Below are 22,000 nucleotides of genomic sequence, written 5' to 3'. Positions count from 1 at the left end.
CCGGGTGTGGGTCTTGTCACCGCGGGGACGGCCCGGCCGCGCGGGCCTTCAGGAGACCGCGCCGTTGCGGGCGGCGAGCCTGCGGTACAGGCTCAGCACCTGCTCGACGGTGTCGTCCTCGGTCGGCAGCGTCTCGGCCATGAGCGCGGCCTGCGTGCGCAGCCGTCCGGCCGTGGCGGGCTCGTCCAGGACCCGGCCGACCGCATCGGCGAGCGCGGACGCGTCCCCCGCGGGCACCAGCAGGCCGGCGTCGCGCACCACATCGGGCACCCCGCCCACCCTGGTCGCCACGATGGGCAGCCTGGCCCGCAGCGCCTCCTGGAGCACCAGCGGCTGGCCCTCCCACACGCTGGGCAGCACGAACGCGTCGGCTGCGGCGAGCAGGTCGGGGACGTCGGTGCGGCGGCCGAGCAGCCGCACCGGCAGGCCGCCCTCGGCGATGCGGGCGGCGAGGTCGGCTTCGAGCGGCCCGTCCCCCGCGATGGCCACGAAGGGCGCCGGATCGCGGCGCGCCCAGAGCGCGGCGGCCTCCAGCAGCGTCGGCAGCCCTTTCTGCTCGGCGAGCCTGGCCACCACCAGCAGCAGCGGACGGTCCTGCGCCACGCCCAGCTCGGAGCGGACCTCGGCGGCGGCGCGGTCCGGCGGCGGCATCGCCGGAGCCGGCACCAGGGCGCGCTCCACGGCCTTGGCGCCCCGCAGACGCATCCGCTCGACCAGGTCGCCCGAGACGCCGAGCACGAGGTCGGCGCGGCGCGCGACGACGCGTTCCAGCACGGGGAAGGCCAGGCCCAGCGGGCCCGAGACCGCGGGCGGGGCGTTGTGCAGCGTGACGATGAGCGGGGAGGCCTGGGCCAGCGCGCACAGCGCGCCGGCGCGGATGCCGTGGGCGTGCACGACGTCGACGCCGGCGAGCATGCGGCGCAGCTTCCCGATCGCCGCGAGGTCGGAGGCCGGCCTCGGCCTGGCGCCGACGTCGACGGGCGCGAAGCGGGCGCCGGCCGCGGTGAAGCCGAAGCGGTCCTCGGTCGCGGGCGGGCCGATCACGGCGACCCGGTGGCCGCGCGCGTCCAGGCCGGCGCTCAGTGAGCGGACGTGGTTGCCCACACCCCCGCCGCTGGTCGCGATGGCCATCGCGATCCGCAGCTCACTCATGCGTTCCCTCTCCACCTTCGTCCCTGTCCGGGGCCCGCGTCCCCGGGGTGTTCATCCGGCGGGTGAGCGCGGCCCGCACCGCCCGGCCGTCGATCACGGCGGCGACGGCGCCGAAGACCGCGAGGGTGACCGCTCCGCCGAGCAGGCCGACCCCGACATTCGACCATAGGCCGGTGACCTCGAAGAGGTGGACGACCGACGCTCCGCAGGCGTAGCCCAGACCGGCGCCGAGCAGCACGGCCAGCGCGGCGCGGCCCAGGCCCGCGAACGCGTCGCGGCCGTGGGCGCGCAGCGCCGCGGCGAGGAGCAGCAGGGCCGCCAGGCTCAGGCCCAGCGACGTGCCGGCCCCCAGCGCGGCGACCGCCCAGTCGCGCGGGGCGAGCGCCACCAGGACGGCGTTGGCCGCCATGGCCACCAGCCATCCCGCGATCTGGGCCAGTGCGGCCGGACGGCCGTGGTGCGAGGCGTAGAGCGCCTTGCCGAGCAGTGCGATCAGGCCGAAACCCGCGATGCCGGGGGCGTAGGTGAGCAGCGCCCGCTCCAGCGGCGCCGGGTCGCTGCGGGCGAACACCTGCGCCACCGGCCCGGCCGCCGCGGCCAGAGCCGTGGCCAGGGCCGCCGTGACCAGCAGGGTGGCGCGTGAACTCATGGCCAGGACGGCGTTGTAGCCGGGGCCGTCGCGCTTGCTGTGGCGCACCGACAGCGTGGTGAAGGCGCTGGTGGCGATCGGGATCGCGACGACGCCGTAGGGCAGGGTGAACAGGCTCCACGCGTAGCTGTACTGCACCGCGGCGCCTTCTCCCCCGCCCCGGTTGGCCAGCGTCAGAGCCAGCAGCATGCTGAGCTGCATGGCGACCAGTGGCAGCAGTGCGGCGACGGCCAGGCCGCGTACCCGGCGCGCCACACCGGGCGGGAAGGCCAGTGTGGGGCGCAGTCCCAGGCGCAGCCGCGCCACCGGGACGAACGCCGTGGCGAACATGGCGACCACGCCCGCGGTGGTGCCCACCGACAGCGTCAGCTCGGCGTCGAGGGGCAGGTCGGCGATGCGGTCGCGGTAGGCCCCGCCCAGCGGGACGAAGGCGATGTAGGCGGCGATGACCACGAGGCTGGAGACCAGCGGGGCCAGCGCGGGGGCGAGGAACCTGCGGTGCGCCTGCAGGATGCCGTACAGCACGGCGGCGAGCCCGTAGAACATGATCTGCGGGGTGAAGACCAGCAGGAAGCGCACGGACAGGGTGAGCAGCGCCTCGGGCTCGCAGCCGCCGCCACCGCCCAGCATCAGCGCCATCGCCGGCACCGACAGCGCGGCGAGCAGCAGGGTCAGCGGCACCGAGGCGAGCACCACCCAGGTCACCAGGGCCGAGGCCGTTCGCCGGACGTGCTCGCGGTCGCCCCGCTCGGCGGCCGCCGCCAGCACCGGGACGACCATGCCGGCCAGGGCGCCGCCGATGACGATCTCGAACAGGATGTTGGGGAGCTGGTTGGCGGTGACGTAGGCGGTGCCCAGGCAGTTGTCCCCGACCGTCTGGGAGAACACGACGGTGCGCCCGAACCCGGCGACGCGGGCGAAGGTGGTGACGACCGCGATCAGCACGGCCGCACCGGCGACGCCCGAGCTCAAGAGCCGGATTCGATGCCAGGTCACGGGAATGGCGCTCCAGTCGTGGGGGCGGACGAGCCCGGCGCGCATCGGGCCGTCCGTCTTGGGGCTACCGGCTTGGGGCTACCGGGCTAGAACCCCACTCTTACCGAGGTCTGCGGAAGTTGCGTCGGGTGGTCGGTGGCCAGGCGGCCAAGGCTCGCTGTGCGGCCTTGCTGGTCGGCCGGATAGCGGGCGGTCCTCAAGAAGAGCGGCGCCAAGGGCGGTGGCGGGCCCGGGCGGACGCAGATTTCGCACGTTTCCGCCGCACAGCAGGCGGTTCGGGCCGAGCACGGCCTCCGCGGACCTCTGCGTGGCGCACGGCTTCACGATCGCCGAAGCCGTTCCGGTTCGATCACTCCGACCACGTCGACCGATTCCGGTTCGAGCGGTTCGGCCAGCAGGTCGGCGGGGAGCGCCGGGCGCCGGGGCGCCGGCACGGAAGCGGGGCGCCGACCCAGCTCGTCGAGCCGGCGCAGCGGTGGCGTGGCACTGATGACCTTGGTGAAGCTGACGGCCTCGCTGGCCGCGGTCAGGGCGGCCACCCCGGCGAGCAGGCCGAGGCGCGCGCCGCGCGGCAGCCGCGCCGCCGCGGCGACGCCGAGCACGGCACCCAGCGCGTTGGCGCCGGCATCACCCAGCATGGCGCGTTCGCCCAGGTCCTCGGGCAGCAGTGCGGCGGCGGCGCCCAGTGCGGGACCCGCGACGGCACCGGCGACGGGATCGGCCAGTGCGGGGGCCCCGGCGAGCAGGCCGACCTTGACCGCGCGCCCGGGGCGCAGGTCGAACAGGTTCGCCAGATTGGCGCTCCCGGCGATCAGCGCGCCGTTGACCAGCACGTCGGCGGGGCGCCGGTCAACGGCCGCTGCCGCTGCCAGGCCGACGGCGCCGATGCCGAGGAGCTTCACCGCGCCGGTGGTGACCTCGCCGCGGGCCAGCGCCCCCAGATGCCCTTTGAAGCCGCGGGAGTCGCCGGAGCCCGAGAGGTCGTCGTAGCCGCCGAACGCCGCGGCGCCCGCACCCGCGATCACCGCGGCCGTGCGCAGCCGGAGCGGCTGTCCCGGGACCAGCGCCGCTCCGGCGCAGGTTCCGATGGCGAGCGCGGGTCCCTCCAGCAGGGTGACCGGCTCGCCCCGGAAGTTGGTGCGGGTCCAGGCGCCGCCGGGGCGGGGGGCGCGGCGGCCCGGTGCGGCGGACGCACCGGCCGGGGCGCCGCCCGCGGTGCCGGTGGCGCCGTGCGCGCGCGGACGGGTCAGGACCGCGTAGGCCAGCCGTGCGGCCGCGGCCCCCAGGGCCGCGCCCAGGATCGGCTTCCACGCGGATCGGCCGCGTGCGGTGCGGGGGCCGCCGCCGGTGAGACGTGGGGGCATGGGAGCTACTCCGCGTCCTCGTCCTGAAGGTTGTCGCCGGGATCCTCGGGCCGGGTGGGTTCGTTGGGCTGCGGCAGCGGGTCCGGCAGGAAGCCGTCGGCGTCCTCGCCGATGCCGTAGTGCCCGCTGCGTCCCTCGGTGGTGATGGCCAGGGCGAGCGTGGTGACGACGTCGCCGGTCGTGGTGCCCGCGGTGTCGACGGTGGTGAACCCGGCCTGCTCCTCACGGGCCTGGGCGAGCAGCCCTCCGGGCTCGATGGAGGTGGTGGTGCCGACCAGCACCGCGCCGCCGGCCTCGGCGTCGAGCGCGTTGGCCAGCGCGAGGAACGCCGTGTTCCCCGGCGGCGTGGCGTCGTCCTGCTCGGGCTCGGAGGCCGTAGCGGTGGTGAAGGGCTCGGCCGGCGCCAGGACCAGGCCGATGTCGGCCTTCCCGCTGGGCTCCCCCTGGACGGTGAGCAGTCCGGCTTCGGCGAACCCGGCGAGCACCGCGCCGGCGTCGGCCTCCTCGCCGCCGTCCTCCTCGGAGCCCTCTTCGGACTCCGAGGACTCCTCGAGCTCCTCCTCGGAGCGGATCACCGCTCGGGCGAGCTCGGCGCCGGCGCGCTCATGGGCGCTGCCCCGAGGCGGCTCGGCGTCTTCGGCGAGCTGGCCGGTGAGCTCCCGGATGAAGCTCGACTGGCCGGGGTCGATGTACTTGTCGGTGAAGGACAGGCGGCCGGTGACGACTCCGCCCGCCTGCTCGATCCGCGCCACGACCCCGTCGCGCAGTTCCTCCGGCACCCCCGGCGCCTCCATGACGACCACGCGGGTGCCGGTGAGCTGGTCGGTCAGCATGTCCTCGGCGTAGGCGGCGGCCATCTCGTCGGCACCGGCGCTGAGCCGGTCGGCGACGTCCTTCTCCTCGCGCAGCTCGTCGCTCTGGTCGCGCAGTTGGGAGGTCTCCGTCTGCAGCGTGTTGAGCAGCGGGTCCTGCAGCATCGTCGTGCCCAGCACGATGCCGACGGTCAGGGCCAGGAAGATGGCGACGATGGAGACCAGGTGATAGCGGAAATCGATCACGAGAACAATCCGGTTAGCCAGTAGTAGAACGCGTCCCAGCGCGCGGCGAGGAAGTTCATGTACACCTGCCCCGCCGGCGAGCTGTAGGCCGCGACCACGATGGTGAGCAGGGAGGCCGCCACGAGGGCGAGGAGCGTCCAGGGCGAGATGCGGCTCCGGTAGAGCCGGCTGACGCCCTTGGCGTCGATGAGCTTGCCGCCGACCCGCAGCCGGGTGAGGAAGGTGCTGGCCATGCCGGCGCGCCCCTTGTCCAGGAACTCCTCCAGCGTGGCGTGGGTGCCGACGGCGACGATGAGGGCCGCCCCCGCGTCGTCGGCCAGCATCATCGCGACGTCCTCGCTGGTGCCGGTGGCAGGGAACACGATGGCGTCGTAGCCGAGGTCGGTGATGCGCTTGAGGCCGGGGGCCCGGCCGTCCCGGTAGGCGTGCACGACCAGCTCGGCGCCGCAGGTGAGCGCCTTGTCGGAGACGGAGTCGAAGTCGCCGACGATGATGTCGGGCCGGTAGCCGGCCTCCAGCAGCGCGTCGGCGCCCCCGTCCACCCCGATGATGGCGGGCCGGTACTCCCGGATGTAGGAGCGCAGCGCCGCGATGTCCTCGCGGTAGTGGTAGCCGCGCACCACGATCAGGACGTGCTTGCCCTCGATCCTGGTGCTGATGTCGGGCACGCCGATGCCGTCGATGAGGAGTTCCCGCTCGCGCTTGAGATACTCCATGGTGTTGGCGGCGAACGCCTCCAACTGCACCGCCAGGCCGGCCCTGGCCTCGGTCATGGCCGCATCGACGGACTCGGCGTCCTGCTCGACGCCCTTGGCCACGGCGTCGTCGCCGCGGTAGAGGGTGCCGCCCTCCAGCCGCAGCTCCTCGCCCTCCTGCACGCGGGCGAAGACCTCGGGGTCGACGTCGTCGACGAGCGGGATGCCGGCCTCGACGATCAGTTGCGGGCCGAGATTGGGATAGCGCCCGCTGATGCTGCTGGCGACGTTGAGCACCGCCGAGACGCCGCAACTGACGAGCGCCTCGGCGCTGACCCTGTCGATGTCGACGTGGTCGATGATCGCCATGTCGCCGGGCTTGAGGCGCTTGGTGAGGTTCTTGGTCCGGCGGTCCGAGCGGGCGGGAGCGGAGACGCCGACGGATCCGTCGACCCTACCGCGACGGAATTTCGGGAATCTGGCGGCCAGCGCCGTCGGGACCTTCATCGCTTGCATCTTGCCAGAGGCGGCGGCACTTCCGTCACAACGCGGGGGGTGACGGCGTGTTCACCCGGAGACACAATTCACCGTCCTCACTGGCGCAGGGGTCGACGGCCGTGGACGGCACGTGCGCCGGTGCCGCCGGGCCCGGCCCGGGCCCGCGAGCGAGGCATCGCCCGCACCTTCCGAGGAAGCGCGGGGGCGGCCGGAACAGGCCGCGCGGGCGGTGGACGTCAGTCGCGGTCGGCTGCCGCGATCATCAGCAACTCCTCTGCGTGGGCCCGGCCGAGTTCGGAGTCTTCCAGCCCTGCCAGCATACGTGAGAGCTCCCGGACCCGGCCGGTGCGATCGAGCCGCGTCACGCCGCTCGCGGTCACCATGCCGTCGTTGGACTTCTCCACGACCAGGTGCGCATCGGCGAACGCGGCGACCTGGGGCAGGTGGGTGACCACGATGACCTGGGCGCGGCGGGCCAGCCGGGCCAGCCTGCGGCCGATCTCGACCGCGGCCTTGCCGCCCACGCCGGCGTCGACCTCGTCGAAGACGAAGGTCGGCACCGGGTCGGCACCGGCGAAGACCACCTCGATCGCGAGCATCACGCGCGAGAGCTCGCCCCCGGAGGCGCCCTTGTGCAGCGGCAGCGGTGGAGCGCTGGGGTGCGGGGCGAGCAGCAGTTCGATGTCGTCGCGGCCGTGCGGCCCGAACTCCCCGCCGGTGCTGACCCGCACCGTGACGCGGGCGTGCGGCATGGCCAGCGCGGTGAGCTCCTCGGTGACGGCCGAGCCGAACCGCTCGGCCGCGTCCCCGCGGATCTCGGTGAGCTCGTCGGCGAGCAGGGTCAGGCTGCCCCGCAGCTCCTCCTCCTCGGCGCGCAGCGCATCGATGCGGTCGTCGTCGCCTTCGAGCTCGCCGAGGCGCTTGGCCGCCTGCTCGGCCCAGGCGAGCACCTCGTCGGCCGTCTCGCCGTACTTGCGGGAGAGCTGGCCGAGCAGGGACCGGCGCTCCTGGACCGCGGCCAGCCGGGCGGGATCGGCCTCCACCGACTCGGCGTAGGAGGCCAGCTCGGTGGCGGCGTCGCTGAGCACGTAGCTGGCCTCGTCGAGGCGGTCGGCGACCGCGGCGAGGTCGGCGTCGTGCTCGCGCACGGCGGTCAGGGCCTGACGGGCCGCTGCGAGCAGGCCCGCGACGTCGGCCTGGACCTCGCTGGCTGCCGGGTCGCCCGCGAGGGCCTCGTGCGCGGTGGTCGCGGCGACCCGCAGCGCATCGGCGTGCCCGAGCCGGGTCTCCTCGGCGAGCAGTTCGGCGTCCTCCCCCGGCCGGGGTTCGGCGGCGGTGATCTCCTCCAGGCCGAAGCGCAGCACGTCGGCCTCCTGGGCGCGCTCGCGCGCCCGGGTCGTGAGCTCCCCCAGCGCCTCCGCGACCTCGCGGTGCCGCCGGTAGGCCGCGCCGTAGGCGTTGGCGGTCTTGGTCAGCCGCTCGCCGGCGTAGCGGTCCAGCGCGGCGCGCTGGCGCTCCTGGCGCAGCAGCCGCTGCTGGTCGGACTGGCCGTGCACGGCCACGAGGTCGTCGGCCAGGTAGGCCAGCAGGCTCACCGGCGCCGACCGGCCCCCCGACGTGGCCCGGGACCGGCCTTCGGCCGAGACGGTCCGGGTGAGGATCAGCACGTCGTCGTCGAGTTCGCCGCCGGCCTCGGCGACGCGCTCGGCGACGCGCCCCTCGCGCGGCACGCTCAGCCGGCCCTCCACGACCGCCCGGTCGGCCCCGGGGCGCACCCGCTGCGGATCGGCGCGCCCGCCGAAGAGCAGTCCCAGCCCGGTGACCACCATGGTCTTTCCCGCGCCGGTCTCACCCGTGACAACGGTGAACCCCGGCGACAGCTCCAACACCGCGTCGTCGATGACACCGAGTCCCTGGATTCGGACTTCTTCGAGCACCGGACCCTCTCCTGAAATACGCCAGCCGTATCGCCTGTCCTCTCCGGCGCAGCCTGAGCACCGGACGGCTCACCGGCCGTCGGGGTCGGCGAGTTCCGCGCGGCCCCGCCAGCCGGCGACGGGCAGTCCGAACTTGGCGACCAGACGGTCGGTGAACGGCGCCCGCTGCAGCCGGGCCAACCGTACCGGCACGTCCCCGCGCGAAACCTCCACGCGCGCCCCGGCCGGCAGTTCGACCATACGGCGTCCATCGCACCACAGCACGCCGTCGGTGGTGTCGGGCAGCACCTCCAGGGCGACGGTGGCCCTGGTCGAGACGACGATGGGGCGGGCGAACAGGGCGTGCGCGCTGAGCGGCACCACCAGTAGGGCCTCCACCTCGGGCCACATGATCGGGCCGCCGGCGGAGAAGGCGTGGGCCGTGGAACCGGTCGGCGTGGCGCAGACCACCCCGTCGCAGCCCCAGCGCGACAGCGGGCGGCCGTCGATCTCCAGCACCGTCTCCAGCATGCGGCGGGCCTCGGCCTTCTCCAGCGTGGCCTCGTTCAGCGCCCAGGTGCGGGTCGGCGGGGCGGTGCCGTTGCGGCCCCCGTTGTAGACGGCGATGTCCAGGGTCATCCGCTCCTCGACCTCGTAGTCGCGGTCGGCGACGCTGCGCACCGTGGCGGTGAGGTCCTCGCGCTCGGCCTCGGCGAGGAAGCCGACGTGGCCGAGGTTGACGCCGAGCAGCGGCGCACCGGCGGGTCGGGCGAGCTCGGCCGCGCGCAGCAGGGTGCCGTCCCCGCCCAGCACCATGACGAGCTCGACGCCTCGGGCCGCCTCGGGGGTGGCCCGCACGATCTCGACGGGATCGAGCGCGGCGCCGGCCTGCTTGAGCTCGTCGGCCTCGGAGGCCAGCATCCGCACGGTCATCCCGGCCTCGGTGAGGCTCTCGTGGACCAACTGGGCGCTGCGGATCGCGGCGGGCCGGCCGGTGTGCGCCAGCAGCAGCACGCTGCGGCGGACGGGGCCGCCCGCTGCGCCGACCTCGCCCGTGCCCCCACTGGTCATGGAGACGCCCTCCTCGTTGCCCTCACGGTCTTCGCCGTCACCGCGCGCGGTGACGATGCCGGATCCGGTCCGGCCGGGTCACGTTACCCGAAGCACCGGCGCCCCGCGCTGTGCGCCCCGTCGCTACCCGAACCCGACGTTATGCGATCCGCCGGATCGGTTTCCTTTCCCCCGGACCGTGCGGGGAGGGGGGCCGGGGGCCGCCGCGTCACTGCGGCCCGTCCTCGATCGCGCGGCGCAGCCGCTCCTCCTGCAGCGGCTGCGCGCCGGCGCGCAGCCACAGGAAGTACTCGACGTTTCCCGAGGGGCCGGGCAGCGGGCTGGCCGCCACGTCCTCGGCGCCCAACCCGAGGGTGGCCGCGTGCGCGGCGACGGTGCGCACCGCGTCGGCGCGCAGTTCGGGCTCGCGCACCACGCCTCCGGCGCCCACGTGCTCCTTGCCCACCTCGAACTGGGGCTTGACCATCATCGCGAAGTCGGCCTCGGGCCGGGCGCAGCGCACCAGCGCGGGCAGCACCAGCGTCAGGGAGATGAAGGAGAGGTCGCCGACCACGAGGTCGGGCAGCGGCTCGCCGACCTCCTCGGGCACGAGGTCCCGGACGTTGCGGCGCTCCCGGACGCTCACCCGCTCGTCGCTGCGCAGCGACCACGCCAGCTGGCCGTACCCCACGTCGACCGCTGTCACGTGCGCCGCGCCGCGGCGCAGCAGGACATCGGTGAAGCCACCGGTGGAGGCGCCGGCGTCCAGGCAGCGGCGGCCCGCGGGGTCGATCCCGAACGCGTCCAGCGCACCGATCAGCTTGTGGGCGCCGCGCGAGACATAGGCCGGCCCTTCCTCGGCCGCGGCCACCACGATCGCCTCGTCGGTGCCGACCTGGGTGGCGGCCTTGGCCGCGACGGTGCCGCCGACGCGGACCCGCCCGGCCTCGATGAGTTCGGCGGCGTGCCCGCGGGAACGGGCGTGGCCGCGCCGGACGAGTTCGGCGTCCAGCCGGCTGCGTTTGGCCATGGTGTGACGGTGCCTATCTGAATTGAGCTGTGGCCGGGGGCCGCGGGGGCCCGGGGCGATCCGGGACCGGTCGCGGCCGATGGCTGCGGGCGGTCCGGCGCCCGCGCCGGCCGGATGCCGGCGCTACTCCCGCCGTTCCCGGCCGCCGTCCTGGTCCTGGTCGAGTCGGCCCAGGACGGCGGAGAGCTCACGTTGGAGGGCGTCGAAGACGGCGACGTGCTCCGCCGTGGGCAGCCCGTCCAGCCCGTCGAGGCGCCGCCGCACGCTCTCCGCCGTCTGCTCGGCGAGGGCGGCCTCGCCGGGAGCGCCCCCCGGAGGAGCGGGGACCGGGCGCGGCCGGGGCGCCTCGCCGCTCACTTGTCGCCGTCCTTGCCCGACGCCGTGTTCTTGCCGCGGGCGCCGCCCGAGCGCTTGGAGCCGCCCTTGGCGGTGCGCGCGCGGGTCCCGGTCCCCTTGGTCCTGGCCCGCGACGCCGCGCCCTTCTTGGCGGTGCCGGCCGCGGCGGACTCCGCGGGGGCCGGGTCCGGCTGCTCCGGGGCCTGCTGCTCGGTCTCGGCGCCCTCCGCCGTCCCGGCCGTCTCCTGCGCCGCCTCAGCGGTCGCGGCCGGGGCCTCTTCCGCCGCCGCGTCCGGGGCCGTGTCAGGGGCCTCGGCCGGCTCCCGTGCCGGGGGCTCGGCCACGGTCGCGGCGGTGTCGTCCAGCGAAGCGGGCGCCGATTCGGTCTCGACGGGCTCCGGGGCCTGCTCCTCGTGGGCGCTCGCGGGCGAGGGCGCCGCAGCGGCCGGAGCGGTCGCGGTGCGGCGGGAGGAGCGCTGCGCGGCCGCCTGAGCGGCGAGCCTGCGCTCCAGTTCGGCGACGCGGCGCACCAGACGGTCGTGCTCGTCGCGGCGGACCAGGTCGAGCCGGTCGATGAGGCGCTCGACCTCACCCTCGACGAGGCTGCTCAGCGCGGCGCGGTTGGCCCTGCTGGTCTCGATGAGGTCGGCGGCCAGCGTCTGGATGTTGTGGCCGACCCTGGTCGTGCGGACCGAGGTCTCCACGCTCTCCACGGTGTTCCTGGCCGTGTCGGTGGCCCTGGTGATGGCGCCGCCGGAACGCTCGTCGCCCTCCTTGAGGAGGGTCTTGGCCGCCGCGACGGCGCGCTTGCGCGTGAGCTCGGTGAAGCCATTGGCGGCATCGAGATAGGTGCGTACCGCGTCGACGACCATTGAACGCGCTCCTCTTGAACCGGGTGCCACTGCTTGGGCCGGGTACCACTGCGGGGGAGGACCCAGCAGAACGCTACCCGCATCGCCGCGGTGGTGCTGCGGAAGCCGACATGTCGGCGATGTGCCGTGCGCCGCCCGCCGCGGGAGGCGTCTTCGGCCGCGGCGGCCGTGCGATCCGGGGAGCCCTCCGGCTAGGGCATGATGGAGGGCATGGCCAGCGTTGAGGAATGCCGTGCGGCGATCGCCAAGGTGTCCGACCGGATCATGGAGGTCGACGAGGACCGTCGGCGCAAGCACATCGTGGACCGCACGGTCAGCGTCACGGCCAGTGACCTGGACACCGTGTTCGACATGCGCCTGGCCATGCAGGGCCTGGTCGACGTCACCGAGCGCCGCGCCGGGGACCCCGCCGAGCGGGCCCAGGTCCGCCTCACCGCCTCCAGCGACACCCTGGTCGACCTCGCCGAGGACCGGCTGGACTTCGCCAAGGCGCTGCTTTCAGGCCGGGTGAAGCTCGACGCGAGCTTCGGGGACATGATGCGGCTGCGCAAGCTGCTGTGACACCTCCGTGCCTGCCGTCGCAGACTCCGGCCGACGGCGCGCACGGTGCGGGTATCGTTCGAGCGTGCGCAGAGAACAGTCGGGAGACGTACTTGAACTGGCGCCGTTTCGCGGATTGCGCTACGCCGCCTCCGACGCCCGAGCCCTGATCGACTCCCCCGCGCTGAACCTCGCGCCCGCGCTGGCTCCGCCCTACGACGTGCTGGACGCCGACACGGTCACCGACCTGATGCGCGCGGAGCCCCGCAACGCCGTCCGGCTCACCCTGCCCCCCGCCGCCCGCGAGTCCCGCGGCTTCCCCGCCGACCTGTCGGGGCCGGACCGCTACCGCAGGGCCGCGCACACGCTCCGGCGCTGGATCGCCGACGGCGTCCTCGTCCAGGACCCCGAACCCGTCCTCTACGTCTACGAGCAGACCGCTCCGGACGGGCGGCGGCAGCGGGGCCTCATCGGCGCACTGCGTCTGCCCGGGCCCGGCAGCGCCGCGGTCCGGCCGCACGAGGACGTCCTGCCCGGCCCCGTGGCCGACCGGGCCCGGCTGATGGCGGCCACCCGGGCCAACCTGGAGCCGATCTTCCTGCTGTACCGCGGAGGCGCCGGCGGTGAACGCGGCGCGGCCGGGCTGGCCGTGGACGAGGCCGCCGCGACCACCACGGCCGCGCTGGTGGACACCGTGACCGGTGACGGCGTGACCCACCGGCTGTGGGCGATCGCCGATCCCGGCGTCCAGGCGGCCGTCGCCGCCGACCTCGCCGGCCGCACCGCCCTCATCGCCGACGGCCACCACCGCTACGCCGCCTACCTCCGGCTGCGCGCCGAGGCCGGAGCGCAACCGGACGGTCCGTGGGAGCACGGGCTGGCGTTCCTCGTGGACTCCGACGCCTCACCGCCCCGGCTCGGCGCGATCCACCGGGTCCTGCCCGGTCTCGCCCCCGACGCGGCCGCCCAGAGCGCCCGCAAGGTCGCCGAGGTCGAGGAGTTCACGGCACCGGAGACCGCGTCGGCGATCCGGCGGCTGCACGCGGCCGCCGCGCAGGGGCCGGCGCTGCTGCTCGCCGGTGGAGGCTCCTGGTACCTGCTGCGCGGCTTCTCCGACGAGGACGTGGCCGAAGCCGCGCCGGAGCGTTCCGCGCCGTGGCGGGCGCTGCCCACCGCCGTTCTGAGCCACCTCCTCATGCCGCTGTGGGGCGCCACCGACGAGGGCGCGCGGCTGGTGCACGACGACGCGGCCGAGGCGGTGACCGCCGCCCGCTCCTGCGGGGGGACCGCCGTGATCGTGCCGCCGCTGAGCGTCGCCGACGTCTACGCCGTGACCGCCCGAGGCGAGCTGACACCGCGCAAGTCGACCTCGTTCGGCCCGAAACCGCGCACCGGCCTCGTCCTGCGCGCCTTCAGGTAGGCAGGGGCCCGGACCGTCGACGCAGAACCGGGACCGTGAACGCGTCGCCCGCCCACCGGCGATGGGCGCGGAGCAGCACCGCCCTTCTCACCGGCCGCGGACGGCACCGACGGCGGAGCGTTCCGGCCGGACGCATACGATTCATCCGATGGGCCCGTCCGCAATGGGCGCCGGCCGCCGCGGCCGCGCAACCGCGACACACCCCACCGACTCCACCGACGACAGTTACGGGCGCGATGACCCTCAAAGCCTCCTCCCACCCGCTGGGCACCGTCTACGACGCCGCTCTGCTGGACCTGGACGGGGTCGTCTACATCGGCTCCGCCGCCGTTCCGGGCGCACCGGAGGCGGTCGACAAGGCACGGGCCGGCGGGATGCGGGTGGCCTTCGTGACCAACAACGCAGCGCGGACCCCCGCGGCGATCGCCGAGCGCCTCACCGGACTGGGGGTGGCGGCGAGCGCCCAGGACGTGGTGACCTCCGCGCAGGCCGCCGCCCGGCTGGTCGCCGAGCGCTTCCCCGCGGGCTCGCCCGTGCTGGTCGTCGGCGACACGGGGCTGCGCCAGGCCCTGCGCGACCGCGGGCTGCGGCCGGTCTCGGTGGCCGCCGAGCAGCCCGTGGCCGTGGTCCAGGGCTACTCGCCCCGGCTGGGCTACGACCTGATCGTCGAGGGTTCGCTGGCGGTGGCTGCGGGGGCCCTGTTCGTGGCCACCAACGGCGACGCCACCGCGCCGCTGGGGCGCGGAGTGCTCCCGGGCAACGGGGCGTTCTCCCGGGTGATCGCCAACGCCACCGGACGGGAACCGGTCGTGGCAGGAAAACCGCAGCGGCCACTGCACGAAGAAGGCGTACGACGCACAGCAGCACGCAGGCCACTCGTCGTGGGCGACCGCCTGGACACCGATATCGAAGGCGCGACCAATCGCGACGTCGACTCCATGCTGGTGCTGTCGGGGGTGACCACCCCCGCGGAGCTGCTGCTGGCGGAGCCACGGCACCGTCCTTCCTACCTCGCCCACGACCTGGGCGGGGTGAATCTCGACCATCCCGAGACGCGTATCGACGATCACCTCGCGCGCTGCGGCGGCTGGAGCGCCGTCGCGCGCGAGGGACGGCTGGAGCTGGCCGGAGCGGGCGACCGGCTCGACGGGCTGCGTGCGCTGTGCGGGGCCGCCTGGTCCGCCCCGCAGGGGACGGACCCGGCGGCCGTGCCGGAGGCGCTGGCTCAGCTCGGCTGGTGATCCGGCCCCTGCGCCGTGCCTTCGACCGCCGGCTCGTCGGTGGGGTCGACCCGGCGCGCGGTCTTGGCCTCGACCTCGAACACGCTGGCCGATCCGTTGGGCGAGCGCCAGAAGCGGCGCCGCAGGGAGCCCGTGACCTGGACGACGTCGCCGATCCGCCAGCCGCGCGTGGTCTCCTCCATCGCGGGGCGGAAGCTGACACAGGTGATCGGGTCGGCCGGCTGGTTGGGACGCTGCTCGGCCGGCGGCCGGGTGATCGAAAGCCGCCAGGTGACCAGGTGATCGCCGCTGGGCAACTCGCGCACCGCCGGCTCGGCGGTCACCCTGCCGGCCAGGACGACCTCGTTGCGGTGCCCCTGGCGGTCGAGGGGGCGGGCGGGCCGCGGCGCCCCGCGTCCCGGGGAGGAACCGCCGGCCGGCGCGGCCGCGCGGAGCAGACCGGCTCCGGGGACCGGGGCGCGGCGGGCGGTGGCGTGGGTCGTGGACGGCTTGTGCATGCTGGATCCTCCCAGAGACGAGTCGGCGGCATCCGACGATCGCGCCGTGCGGCATGCCTTCGTGCACTTCCAGGATCAGCGCGCCGCGCCCGCCGGGAAAGACCGATCTACTTCCTGTGGACAACCGCCGCACGCCCGCTCCGGGCGGGCGGAAGGGACCGCGCGGCGGGTGCGCCGCGGCCCGCCCCTCCACGGCGCACCCCGGCCACCGGCGGGGACGGACCGGTGGACTAGATTCGGGTCCTGTCGGCGCGAGCCGGTGGAAGGGAGACCAAGCGGTGCACGACGCAGTGGACGCGACGCAACGGCAGGACATCACGCCCCTCGGCGACGAGATCTTCGCCATCGACACCAGAATGGCCGGATATCCGGGCATCACGTCGAGCTACCTGATCCGGACCGAGCGGCCGTGCGTCATCGAGGTCGGCACCGCCGGTTCCGCCCCGGTGCTGCGCGACGCGCTGGCGGACCTCGGGATCGAGGCCGCCGACCTGGCCACCATCGTGGTCACCCACATCCACCTGGACCACGCCGGCGGGGTGGGCGACATCGCGCGGATGTTCCCCAACGCCGAGATCGTCGTGCACCGGCGCGGCGCCCGCCACCTCGCCGACCCCGCCCGGCTCATGAGCAGCGCCCGCATGGTGTGGGGCGACCGGCTCGACGTGCTGTTCGGTGAGATGCGCCCCACCGAGGCGGGCCGCATCCGCGCGGTCGACACCGACGACGAGGTCGACCTCGGCGGCGGCCGCAGGCTCACCGCCCACTACTCCCCCGGCCACGCCAAGCACCACGTCGGGCTCGTGGACTCCACCACCGGCGACCTCTACGTGGGCGACGCGGTCGGCGTGTACAACACCCACACCGGCGACGTCCGCCCGGCCACGCCTCCCCCGGACTTCGACCTCGATGCCGCGCTCGGCTCGCTGCGGCTGTTCACCGACATCGACCCGCAGCGCCTGATGTTCTCGCACTTCGGGGCCGTGGACTCGGTGGCGGAGACGCTGCACAGGGCCGACGAGGAACTGCGGATGTGGGTGGAGACCGTACGCGAGGCGCACGCCGGCCCCGGCGACCTCGACCACGCCGTGGCGATGGTGCGCGAGCGCGTCGTGAGCCGCTACCGCCCGCTGCCGGAGTCCGCCCCGGCGGAGTCCCAGAAGGTCATGGACATCCTGAGCGGCGTCGAGAGCAACGTCGCCGGCATCACGCACTGGCTGGACCAGGTCGAGACCGACCAGCGGGAGGCGCGCGGCACCCGGTGAGCCCCGGCGGTGGAGCGGGCCGCCGCCGAGCGATGGCCGGGGCCTCGCGCAACGGTGGTCCCGCGGCCTTTCGCTTCGCCGGACGCCGCGCGCCTGACCGCGGCCTCACCAGGCCTGTAGTGGTCCGGCAGGACCTGGAGACGGTCCCCGCCTTCTCCCATCACCGGTCCCGGGGCCCGGAGACCGCCGGGGCACCCCGGCGGTCTCCGGCGAAACCTCTTTGCGGTCCGCATCCCCGACCGCGATGATCACGGCATGCAGATCAGAGACGCGACCCCCGAGGACTGGCCCGCGATCTGGCCCTTCCTGCACGGCATCGTCGCCGCGGGCGAGACCTTCACCTGGGACCGCGACGTCAGCGAGGAGCAGGCCCGCGCGATGTGGCTCCTCGATCCCCCGGGCCGCACGGTCGTCGCCGTCGCGCCCGAAGGCACCGTCCTCGGCACGGCCAAGATGAACCCCAACCACATGGGCCCCGCCTCCCATATCGCCGGCGCGAGCTTCATGGTCGCCCCCGAGCACGCCGGGTGCGGCGTGGGGCGGGCCCTGGGCGAGCACGTCCTGCGATGGGCGCGCGCCGAGGGCTACCGCGCGATGCAGTTCAACGCCGTCGTGGAGACCAACACCAGGGCGGTCGGCCTGTGGCGCTCGCTCGGCTTCGAGGTGCTGGCCACACTGCCGGAGGGCTTCCGGCACCCGGTCAAGGGCTACGTCGGGCTGCACATCATGTACCGCGGCCTCTGATCGACGGCCGGTCGGCGCCCGTGCGGCCGCATGCGCTATGGTCGTTGTAGTGACCATGCGGTTCACCGTAACGACCGGAAGGATATCCGTGCCCGACCGCGACACGGCGGCGGCGGTCGCCTGCAACGTGCGCGCCGCCCGCACCCGGCGCGGCCTGTCGCTGGACCGGTTGTGCGAACGCGCGGGCATCAGCAAGGGCGCGCTGGTATCGGTGGAGAACGGCGCCGGAAACCCCAGCCTCTCCACCCTGGTGCGGCTCGCCGACGCGCTCGCGCTCTCGGTGTCGGACCTGCTGGACCCGCCCGGGACCGAGGGGATCCGCGTGGTGCGCGCAGACAGCACGGAACCGCTGTGGACCGGCCCGGCGGGCGGCGAGGTGCGGCTGCTGCTCACCACGCCGGGACCCGCGCCCGTGGAACTGTGGCGCTGGCGGATGCTCCCGGGCGAACTGCACCGCAGCGCCCCGCACCTGCCCGGCGCGCACGAGACCGTCACGGTGCTCTTCGGCGAGCTGGCGCTGACAGTGGGCGACTCCGAGCAGCGGGTCCCCGCCGGCGCGACCGCCCTCTTCCACTCCGACACCGCGCACGCCTACGCCTGCGGCGGCGAATCCGCCTGCGAGTTCCTGATGACCGTCCACCTGCCCGGCCCGCACGATCGGCGATGACCGTGCGGCGCCGGCCCGGGACCGGACTCCTCGCCGTCTCCCACCCGCAACCGACGACCCTGGAGAAACCATGTCCGACGACCCGCGCTCCTGGCTCGACCTGGCCCACGTCGACGACGCCGTCTTCGAACTGCGCCCCGACTACCGGGCCCTGCTCGTCCTCGCCGACGGCCTGCGGCCGGGCCCCAGCGACGACGTCAGCGAGAAGCTGCTGGCCCACGCCGAGCAGCAGGCCCGCGAACTCCTCGACGGCGGCGCGCCCGAGGAACTGCCGCACGTCGCCGCGTGGCGGGACGCCTTCCGGGCCTTCGGCGCAAAGCCGCAGCGCACCCGGACCAGCGTCGAGGCTCTGCTGCGCCGCCTGGACACCGGGCTGCCGCGCGTGGACCGGCTGACCGACGCCTACAACGCCGTCTCGGTCTCCCGGGCGACGCCGCTCGGCGGCGAGGACGCCGACCGCTACCGCGGCCCGCTGCGACTGGTGCGCGCCACCGGCGAGGAGGAGTTCGAGACCACCAGGTCCGGCGAGCCCGCCGTCGAGCACCCGAGCCCCGGCGAGGTCGTGTGGCGCGACGACGCCGGCGTCACCTGCCGGCGCTGGAACTGGCGGCAGTGCCTGCGCACCCGGCTGACCGAATCGACCACGCGCGCCATCTTCATCATCGACATGCTGGCCCCGATGACCGGGGCCGACGCCGCCGCGACCGGCGACGCGCTCATCGACGCCCTGCGCGCGACCAGCCCCGACCTCCGGGCCGACGTACGGCTGCTGGCGAAATAATCGGCTGACAGCGCGGACGGCGGCGGCCTAGGCTCCCCGCATGGCCTTCCGGATCCGCACGTTCGAACGGGGCGACGCCGCGGCCGTCACCGCGATCCGCTCCGCCGTCGCCCCCTACCTGATCACCACGGCCGAGTCGCTGCTGTGGCGGATCGACCACGCGCCGCCGACCGAGCGCGGACGGCTGCTCGTCGCCGAGGTCGACGGGCGCATCGCGGGCCGGGCCGGCGCCCGCCTCGAATGGGAGACCTCCCTTCCCGGCCAGGGCACCTTCGACGTCACCGTGCTGCCCGAGCACCGGGGGCGGGGCATCGGCGGCGCGCTGGCCCGGGCCGCGGAGGAGCATCTGCGCACGGTCGGAGCGGTGACCCTGCGAACCCTGGCGCTCGACGAGGACTCGGGGCGCTTCGCCGAACGCCGCGGCTACCGGCGGCGCAGCACGGCCAGGTTCCAGGAGCTGGAGCTGGCCGCGCTCCCGCCCCTGCCCCGCCGGCCCGAGGGCGTCGAACTGCGCAGCTACGAGGACTACCGCCTCGACCCCGGCCCCGTGCACGCCGTCGAGGCGGCGGCCATCGCCGACGAGCCCGGCGACTTCCCCCTCGACGCGGTCTCCTACGACGGCTGGCTGGCCTCGGAGTGGGAGAACCCGCTGCTGGACCGGGAGCTGAGCACCGTCGCCGTCGTCGACGGGCGCGCGGTCGCCGCCGTCAACATCCAATCCGACGGGAGGTCGCGCATCGGCTCGGGCATGACCGGAACGCTCCGCGAGTACCGGGGGCTCGGACTGGCCGGATACACCAAGACGGCGGCACTGCACCGGGCCCGCGAGCGCGGCCACACCCACGCCTACACCGCCAACGACGACACCAACGCCCCGATGCTGGCGATCAACGACCGGCTGGGCTACCGCCCCTGCGGCCGGCAACTGGTGTACGCGCGCGAGCCGTGAGGGGCGCCGCGGCCTATGCGGGGCCGAGGATCGGCGGCGCCCCCGGCAGGCCGAGCACGTCGAGCAGGTGCGCGTAGATCCCGTCGTCCCAGGACAGGTCGGGCGGCAGGGCGTCGAACTCCCGGACGTCGGTCGTCTCGAACTCCCCCGACAGCGGCGCGAGCCCGGCGACCTGGGCGTGGGTGACCACGGTCGTGTGCCCGCCGGCCAGGACGTAGTAGCCCGCGACGCGCACCTCGGCCAGCTCAGCGCCGGCCTCCTCGCGGGCCTCGCGGCGCGCGGTCGCGACGATGTCCTCCCCCTCCTCGGCGTGCCCGCCCGGGAACTCCCAGGCGCGGTCGCGGTGCCGGACGAGGACCGGGCGCTCCCCGGCGAAGAGCAGGACGACCACCGAGTCGTAGGAGGGCGGCGGGCCGCCGAGGTGAACGGTCGCGCCGTTCAGCGGCTGTCGAGGGTCCATAGGGCGTCGGCCTCACGGGGGAACGGGGTGCTTCGGCGACCGGACCGGCCGTCGATCGGCCCAACGGTCCGGCGGGCCGGGCGGAGCCGGTGAACGGCGCCCCCCGAATGTTATCTCCGCTGGTGCCCCGCAACAGCGGGCGCGGGCCTCGGACGGCTCGGCTCGGGCAACCCGGGCGGCTCGGGAACGGCCGGGCCGCGCGGATGGGAGCCGTCGGGATCAGCGGGCGGCTCCGCCGAGCCCCGGGGCGGCCAGCGCCCGGAGGAGCTCGTCGACGCAGTCGGCGACCGCGCGGCCCGAGGTGTTCACGACGAGGTGGTCGCGGTCCCACGACTCGTACTCGCGGTCCAGCACCGCGGACCAGTCGGGCTTGCGCAGGCCGGGGACGTCGCTGGTGCGTGTGGTGACGCGACGCTCGTGCTCGGCCGCATCGGAGCAGACCGGTTCCACCTCCAGGCACGGACGGCCCGCGCGCGCGGCGACGTCGCGCCAGGCGTCCCTGGTGGCCGCCAGCGGGTTCACCGACTCGGCGATCACCGCCAGCCCCTGGTCCAGATGCTCCCCGGCCAGGGAGTAGCCGACCAGGTAGCCGGAGGGACCGAGGGGCCGGTCGGCCAGGCCGGAGTCGACGATCGCCTGCTCGATCGTGTCGATGCGCAGGTGGACCGCTCCGACGCGGCGGGCGAGGGCGCGCGACAGCGTCGTCTTTCCGGTGGCGGGCAGCCCGCCCATGACGATGAGCACGCGGCCCATCCTGCCCGACGCCCCGGGTCGCCGCCGCGGCAAGGACCTTCGGAAGGCCGTGCCCTCCGGAGGATCGACCACTGCCCCAGGGCTCGGCCACCGCCCGGCGACGGTGGCCGACGCCGTCCCACCGCCTTTTCCGTTGCCCCGAACCACTGGATCGAGGCGGTGGGACGGTCAGGAGCCCTTCCGGCCGATCAGTATCCCGTGGCGCCGTCGATCCGCTCGCGGAGCAGGTCGGCATGGCCGTTGTGCCGGGCGTACTCGGCGATCATGTGCACCAGGACCCGACGCAGCGACACCGGCTTGCCGGTCGCCCTGTGGATGCCGGTCTGGTCCAAAGAGGCCGCGCCGGCGATGATCTCCCTGGCGCGTTCGCACTCGGCCCGCCACACCGCGAAGGCCTCGCCGATGTCACCGTCCAGGGAGTCGAAGTCCTCGTCGGGCTCGTCGTCGCTGTAGTAGAGGTGCGGCACGTCCTCTCCGGCGAACTGCTGGCGGAACCACCACCGCTCCGTCCCGGCGAGGTGGCGGAGCAGTCCGTGCAGGCTCAACCCGGACGGCGGGACGCCCTTCTCGGAGAGCCGCTCCGATGGAATGCCGGAGCACTTGAGCTCGAACGTCTGGCGGTGCCAGTCGAGGAAGGCGGTCAGGATCTCGCGTTCGCCGCCGACGAGGGGAAGAGGGTCCCGGGTATCGGCGGCCCAGGTCTGCGCGTAGTTCTCCGCTGGGATATCGGTCACGGCACGAGAATGCCAGGCGGCGGTGACAGACCAGGGGACGGGAACCGGTGAGGACGCCGGAACCGTCGAGGTCTGCTGTGCGGCCTTGTCCGCGCCACCGGGAGACAGGCGGTCCTGAGCGAGAGGCAGCGGCAGAACGGCGAAGGCGGCAGGGGCCCACGTCGGCGCGTCCATCTGCGCCGATCTTGACTTCATCGGGGCCAGAACCGCCCGTTCTTGTAGACCTATCAAGACCGGCGAGGAAACCACCGCAGAACGGGCACCTTGGCGCACTCGGGCCCCCACCGCCTCCGTCGTCGTCTCCTGCCGCCCCGCGCCAGGCCGGACCGATCC

At 74.7% G+C, this 22,000-nt stretch carries 22 protein-coding genes; 8 read left to right on the top strand and 14 right to left on the bottom strand.

The window, feature by feature from the left end:
* Positions 1 to 48: 48 nt before the first annotated feature.
* The 10 genes from HDA32_RS08555 to HDA32_RS08510 form a co-directional block, all read right to left on the bottom strand.
* The gene (locus tag HDA32_RS08555) at positions 49 to 1,152 is read right to left on the bottom strand and encodes a glycosyltransferase family 4 protein (RefSeq protein WP_179642677.1); all 1,104 of its coding nucleotides are present in this window, start codon (positions 1,150 to 1,152) and stop codon (positions 49 to 51) included.
* The gene (murJ, locus tag HDA32_RS08550; RefSeq protein ID WP_312863095.1) at positions 1,145 to 2,797 is read right to left on the bottom strand and encodes a murein biosynthesis integral membrane protein MurJ; all 1,653 of its coding nucleotides are present in this window, start codon (positions 2,795 to 2,797) and stop codon (positions 1,145 to 1,147) included. Before murJ ends, HDA32_RS08555 begins: the two co-directional genes overlap by 8 nt.
* Positions 2,798 to 3,117: 320 nt before the next feature.
* A complete protein-coding gene (locus HDA32_RS08545) occupies positions 3,118 to 4,161 on the bottom strand; it encodes a hypothetical protein (RefSeq protein ID WP_246334266.1) in 1,044 nt (347 codons plus the stop codon).
* 5 nt (positions 4,162 to 4,166) lie between these two features.
* On the bottom strand, positions 4,167 to 5,219 hold the full coding sequence (locus HDA32_RS08540; RefSeq protein ID WP_179642675.1) for a copper transporter: 1,053 nt from the start codon (positions 5,217 to 5,219) through the stop codon (positions 4,167 to 4,169).
* Positions 5,216 to 6,421 (bottom strand): putative cytokinetic ring protein SteA, encoded by a 1,206-nt coding sequence (gene steA / locus HDA32_RS08535; RefSeq protein ID WP_179642674.1) that lies wholly within the window; start codon positions 6,419 to 6,421, stop codon positions 5,216 to 5,218. The genes HDA32_RS08540 and steA overlap by 4 nt, the downstream gene beginning before the upstream one ends.
* Before the next feature lie 227 nt (positions 6,422 to 6,648).
* Entirely contained in the window at positions 6,649 to 8,349 is a 1,701-nt protein-coding gene (recN, locus tag HDA32_RS08530) for a DNA repair protein RecN (RefSeq protein ID WP_179642673.1), read from the bottom strand.
* Between the two features lie 69 nt (positions 8,350 to 8,418).
* The gene (locus HDA32_RS08525; protein ID WP_179642672.1) at positions 8,419 to 9,399 is read right to left on the bottom strand and encodes an NAD kinase; all 981 of its coding nucleotides are present in this window, start codon (positions 9,397 to 9,399) and stop codon (positions 8,419 to 8,421) included.
* A 208-nt stretch (positions 9,400 to 9,607) separates the two neighbouring features.
* A complete protein-coding gene (locus HDA32_RS08520; protein ID WP_179642671.1) occupies positions 9,608 to 10,408 on the bottom strand; it encodes a TlyA family RNA methyltransferase in 801 nt (266 codons plus the stop codon).
* A 123-nt stretch (positions 10,409 to 10,531) separates the two neighbouring features.
* Positions 10,532 to 10,765: a hypothetical protein gene (locus HDA32_RS08515; RefSeq protein ID WP_179641194.1), complete on the bottom strand. Its 234-nt coding sequence runs from the start codon at positions 10,763 to 10,765 to the stop codon at positions 10,532 to 10,534.
* On the bottom strand, positions 10,762 to 11,616 hold the full coding sequence (locus HDA32_RS08510; RefSeq protein WP_179642670.1) for a hypothetical protein: 855 nt from the start codon (positions 11,614 to 11,616) through the stop codon (positions 10,762 to 10,764). Before HDA32_RS08510 ends, HDA32_RS08515 begins: the two co-directional genes overlap by 4 nt.
* A gap of 210 nt (positions 11,617 to 11,826) precedes the next feature.
* On the opposite strand from HDA32_RS08510, the gene HDA32_RS08505 reads away from it, so the two are divergent.
* The 3 genes from HDA32_RS08505 to HDA32_RS08495 all read left to right on the top strand — a co-directional run bounded on the left by HDA32_RS08505 (position 11,827) and on the right by HDA32_RS08495 (position 14,817).
* The gene (locus tag HDA32_RS08505; RefSeq protein WP_179642669.1) at positions 11,827 to 12,177 is read left to right on the top strand and encodes an SCP2 sterol-binding domain-containing protein; all 351 of its coding nucleotides are present in this window, start codon (positions 11,827 to 11,829) and stop codon (positions 12,175 to 12,177) included.
* A gap of 64 nt (positions 12,178 to 12,241) precedes the next feature.
* Complete coding sequence (locus tag HDA32_RS08500; protein ID WP_179642668.1) at positions 12,242 to 13,576, top strand: DUF1015 family protein; 1,335 nt, start codon at positions 12,242 to 12,244, stop codon at positions 13,574 to 13,576.
* Positions 13,577 to 13,812: 236 nt separating this feature from the next.
* The gene (locus HDA32_RS08495; RefSeq protein ID WP_179642667.1) at positions 13,813 to 14,817 is read left to right on the top strand and encodes an HAD-IIA family hydrolase; all 1,005 of its coding nucleotides are present in this window, start codon (positions 13,813 to 13,815) and stop codon (positions 14,815 to 14,817) included.
* Here the strand turns inward: HDA32_RS08495 and HDA32_RS08490 are convergent.
* Positions 14,802 to 15,314: a single-stranded DNA-binding protein gene (locus tag HDA32_RS08490; RefSeq protein ID WP_179642666.1), complete on the bottom strand. Its 513-nt coding sequence runs from the start codon at positions 15,312 to 15,314 to the stop codon at positions 14,802 to 14,804. The genes HDA32_RS08495 and HDA32_RS08490 overlap by 16 nt on opposite strands.
* A 278-nt stretch (positions 15,315 to 15,592) precedes the next feature.
* Here HDA32_RS08490 and HDA32_RS08485 point away from each other — a divergent pair, with 278 nt between their 5' ends.
* From HDA32_RS08485 to HDA32_RS08465, 5 genes are all read left to right on the top strand, one after another.
* The gene (locus tag HDA32_RS08485; RefSeq protein ID WP_312863094.1) at positions 15,593 to 16,579 is read left to right on the top strand and encodes an MBL fold metallo-hydrolase; all 987 of its coding nucleotides are present in this window, start codon (positions 15,593 to 15,595) and stop codon (positions 16,577 to 16,579) included.
* Between the two features lie 255 nt (positions 16,580 to 16,834).
* Positions 16,835 to 17,323: a GNAT family N-acetyltransferase gene (locus HDA32_RS08480; protein ID WP_179642665.1), complete on the top strand. Its 489-nt coding sequence runs from the start codon at positions 16,835 to 16,837 to the stop codon at positions 17,321 to 17,323.
* Positions 17,324 to 17,411: 88 nt separating this feature from the next.
* Positions 17,412 to 17,990 carry a helix-turn-helix domain-containing protein gene (locus HDA32_RS08475; RefSeq protein WP_312863093.1) on the top strand — a complete coding sequence of 193 codons (579 nt, stop codon included), beginning with the start codon at positions 17,412 to 17,414 and terminating at the stop codon, positions 17,988 to 17,990.
* A gap of 70 nt (positions 17,991 to 18,060) precedes the next feature.
* Positions 18,061 to 18,771 (top strand): B3/B4 domain-containing protein, encoded by a 711-nt coding sequence (locus HDA32_RS08470; protein WP_179642664.1) that lies wholly within the window; start codon positions 18,061 to 18,063, stop codon positions 18,769 to 18,771.
* Between the two features lie 40 nt (positions 18,772 to 18,811).
* The gene (locus HDA32_RS08465) at positions 18,812 to 19,720 is read left to right on the top strand and encodes a GNAT family N-acetyltransferase (protein ID WP_179642663.1); all 909 of its coding nucleotides are present in this window, start codon (positions 18,812 to 18,814) and stop codon (positions 19,718 to 19,720) included.
* A gap of 13 nt (positions 19,721 to 19,733) precedes the next feature.
* Here HDA32_RS08465 and HDA32_RS08460 read toward each other — a convergent pair whose 3' ends face one another.
* The 3 genes from HDA32_RS08460 to HDA32_RS30520 form a co-directional block, all read right to left on the bottom strand.
* Positions 19,734 to 20,180, bottom strand: coding sequence for an NUDIX domain-containing protein (locus tag HDA32_RS08460; protein WP_179642662.1), 447 nt, complete (start codon positions 20,178 to 20,180; stop codon positions 19,734 to 19,736).
* A gap of 219 nt (positions 20,181 to 20,399) precedes the next feature.
* Positions 20,400 to 20,924 (bottom strand): P-loop nucleotide/nucleoside kinase family protein, encoded by a 525-nt coding sequence (locus HDA32_RS08455; RefSeq protein ID WP_179642661.1) that lies wholly within the window; start codon positions 20,922 to 20,924, stop codon positions 20,400 to 20,402.
* 197 nt (positions 20,925 to 21,121) lie between these two features.
* Entirely contained in the window at positions 21,122 to 21,667 is a 546-nt protein-coding gene (locus HDA32_RS30520; RefSeq protein ID WP_312863092.1) for a DinB family protein, read from the bottom strand.
* Between the last annotated feature and the right edge of the window lie 333 nt (positions 21,668 to 22,000).

The organism is Spinactinospora alkalitolerans (assembly GCF_013408795.1).
GTDB classification, from domain to species: Bacteria; Actinomycetota; Actinomycetes; order Streptosporangiales; family Streptosporangiaceae; genus Spinactinospora; species Spinactinospora alkalitolerans.
The sequence above is the reverse complement of the archived record's forward strand: the minus strand, read 5'-3'. Positions and strand labels throughout refer to the sequence as shown.

What these genes read in the sequence shown, in the direction of transcription:
- HDA32_RS08555 (WP_179642677.1), bottom strand. Translation starts at nt 1,152, where the DNA reads ATGAGTGAGCTGCGGATCGCGATGGCCATCGCGACCAGCGGCGGGGGT.
- HDA32_RS08545 (WP_246334266.1), bottom strand. Translation starts at nt 4,161, where the DNA reads ATGCCCCCACGTCTCACCGGCGGCGGCCCCCGCACCGCACGCGGCCGA.
- steA (WP_179642674.1), bottom strand. Translation starts at nt 6,421, where the DNA reads ATGAAGGTCCCGACGGCGCTGGCCGCCAGATTCCCGAAATTCCGTCGC.
- HDA32_RS08525 (WP_179642672.1), bottom strand. Translation starts at nt 9,399, where the DNA reads ATGACCAGTGGGGGCACGGGCGAGGTCGGCGCAGCGGGCGGCCCCGTC.
- HDA32_RS08520 (WP_179642671.1), bottom strand. Translation starts at nt 10,408, where the DNA reads ATGGCCAAACGCAGCCGGCTGGACGCCGAACTCGTCCGGCGCGGCCAC.
- HDA32_RS08510 (WP_179642670.1), bottom strand. Translation starts at nt 11,616, where the DNA reads ATGGTCGTCGACGCGGTACGCACCTATCTCGATGCCGCCAATGGCTTC.
- HDA32_RS08505 (WP_179642669.1), top strand. Translation starts at nt 11,827, where the DNA reads ATGGCCAGCGTTGAGGAATGCCGTGCGGCGATCGCCAAGGTGTCCGAC.
- HDA32_RS08495 (WP_179642667.1), top strand. Translation starts at nt 13,813, where the DNA reads ATGACCCTCAAAGCCTCCTCCCACCCGCTGGGCACCGTCTACGACGCC.
- HDA32_RS08490 (WP_179642666.1), bottom strand. Translation starts at nt 15,314, where the DNA reads ATGCACAAGCCGTCCACGACCCACGCCACCGCCCGCCGCGCCCCGGTC.
- HDA32_RS08480 (WP_179642665.1), top strand. Translation starts at nt 16,835, where the DNA reads ATGCAGATCAGAGACGCGACCCCCGAGGACTGGCCCGCGATCTGGCCC.
- HDA32_RS08470 (WP_179642664.1), top strand. Translation starts at nt 18,061, where the DNA reads ATGTCCGACGACCCGCGCTCCTGGCTCGACCTGGCCCACGTCGACGAC.
- HDA32_RS08465 (WP_179642663.1), top strand. Translation starts at nt 18,812, where the DNA reads ATGGCCTTCCGGATCCGCACGTTCGAACGGGGCGACGCCGCGGCCGTC.
- HDA32_RS08460 (WP_179642662.1), bottom strand. Translation starts at nt 20,180, where the DNA reads ATGGACCCTCGACAGCCGCTGAACGGCGCGACCGTTCACCTCGGCGGC.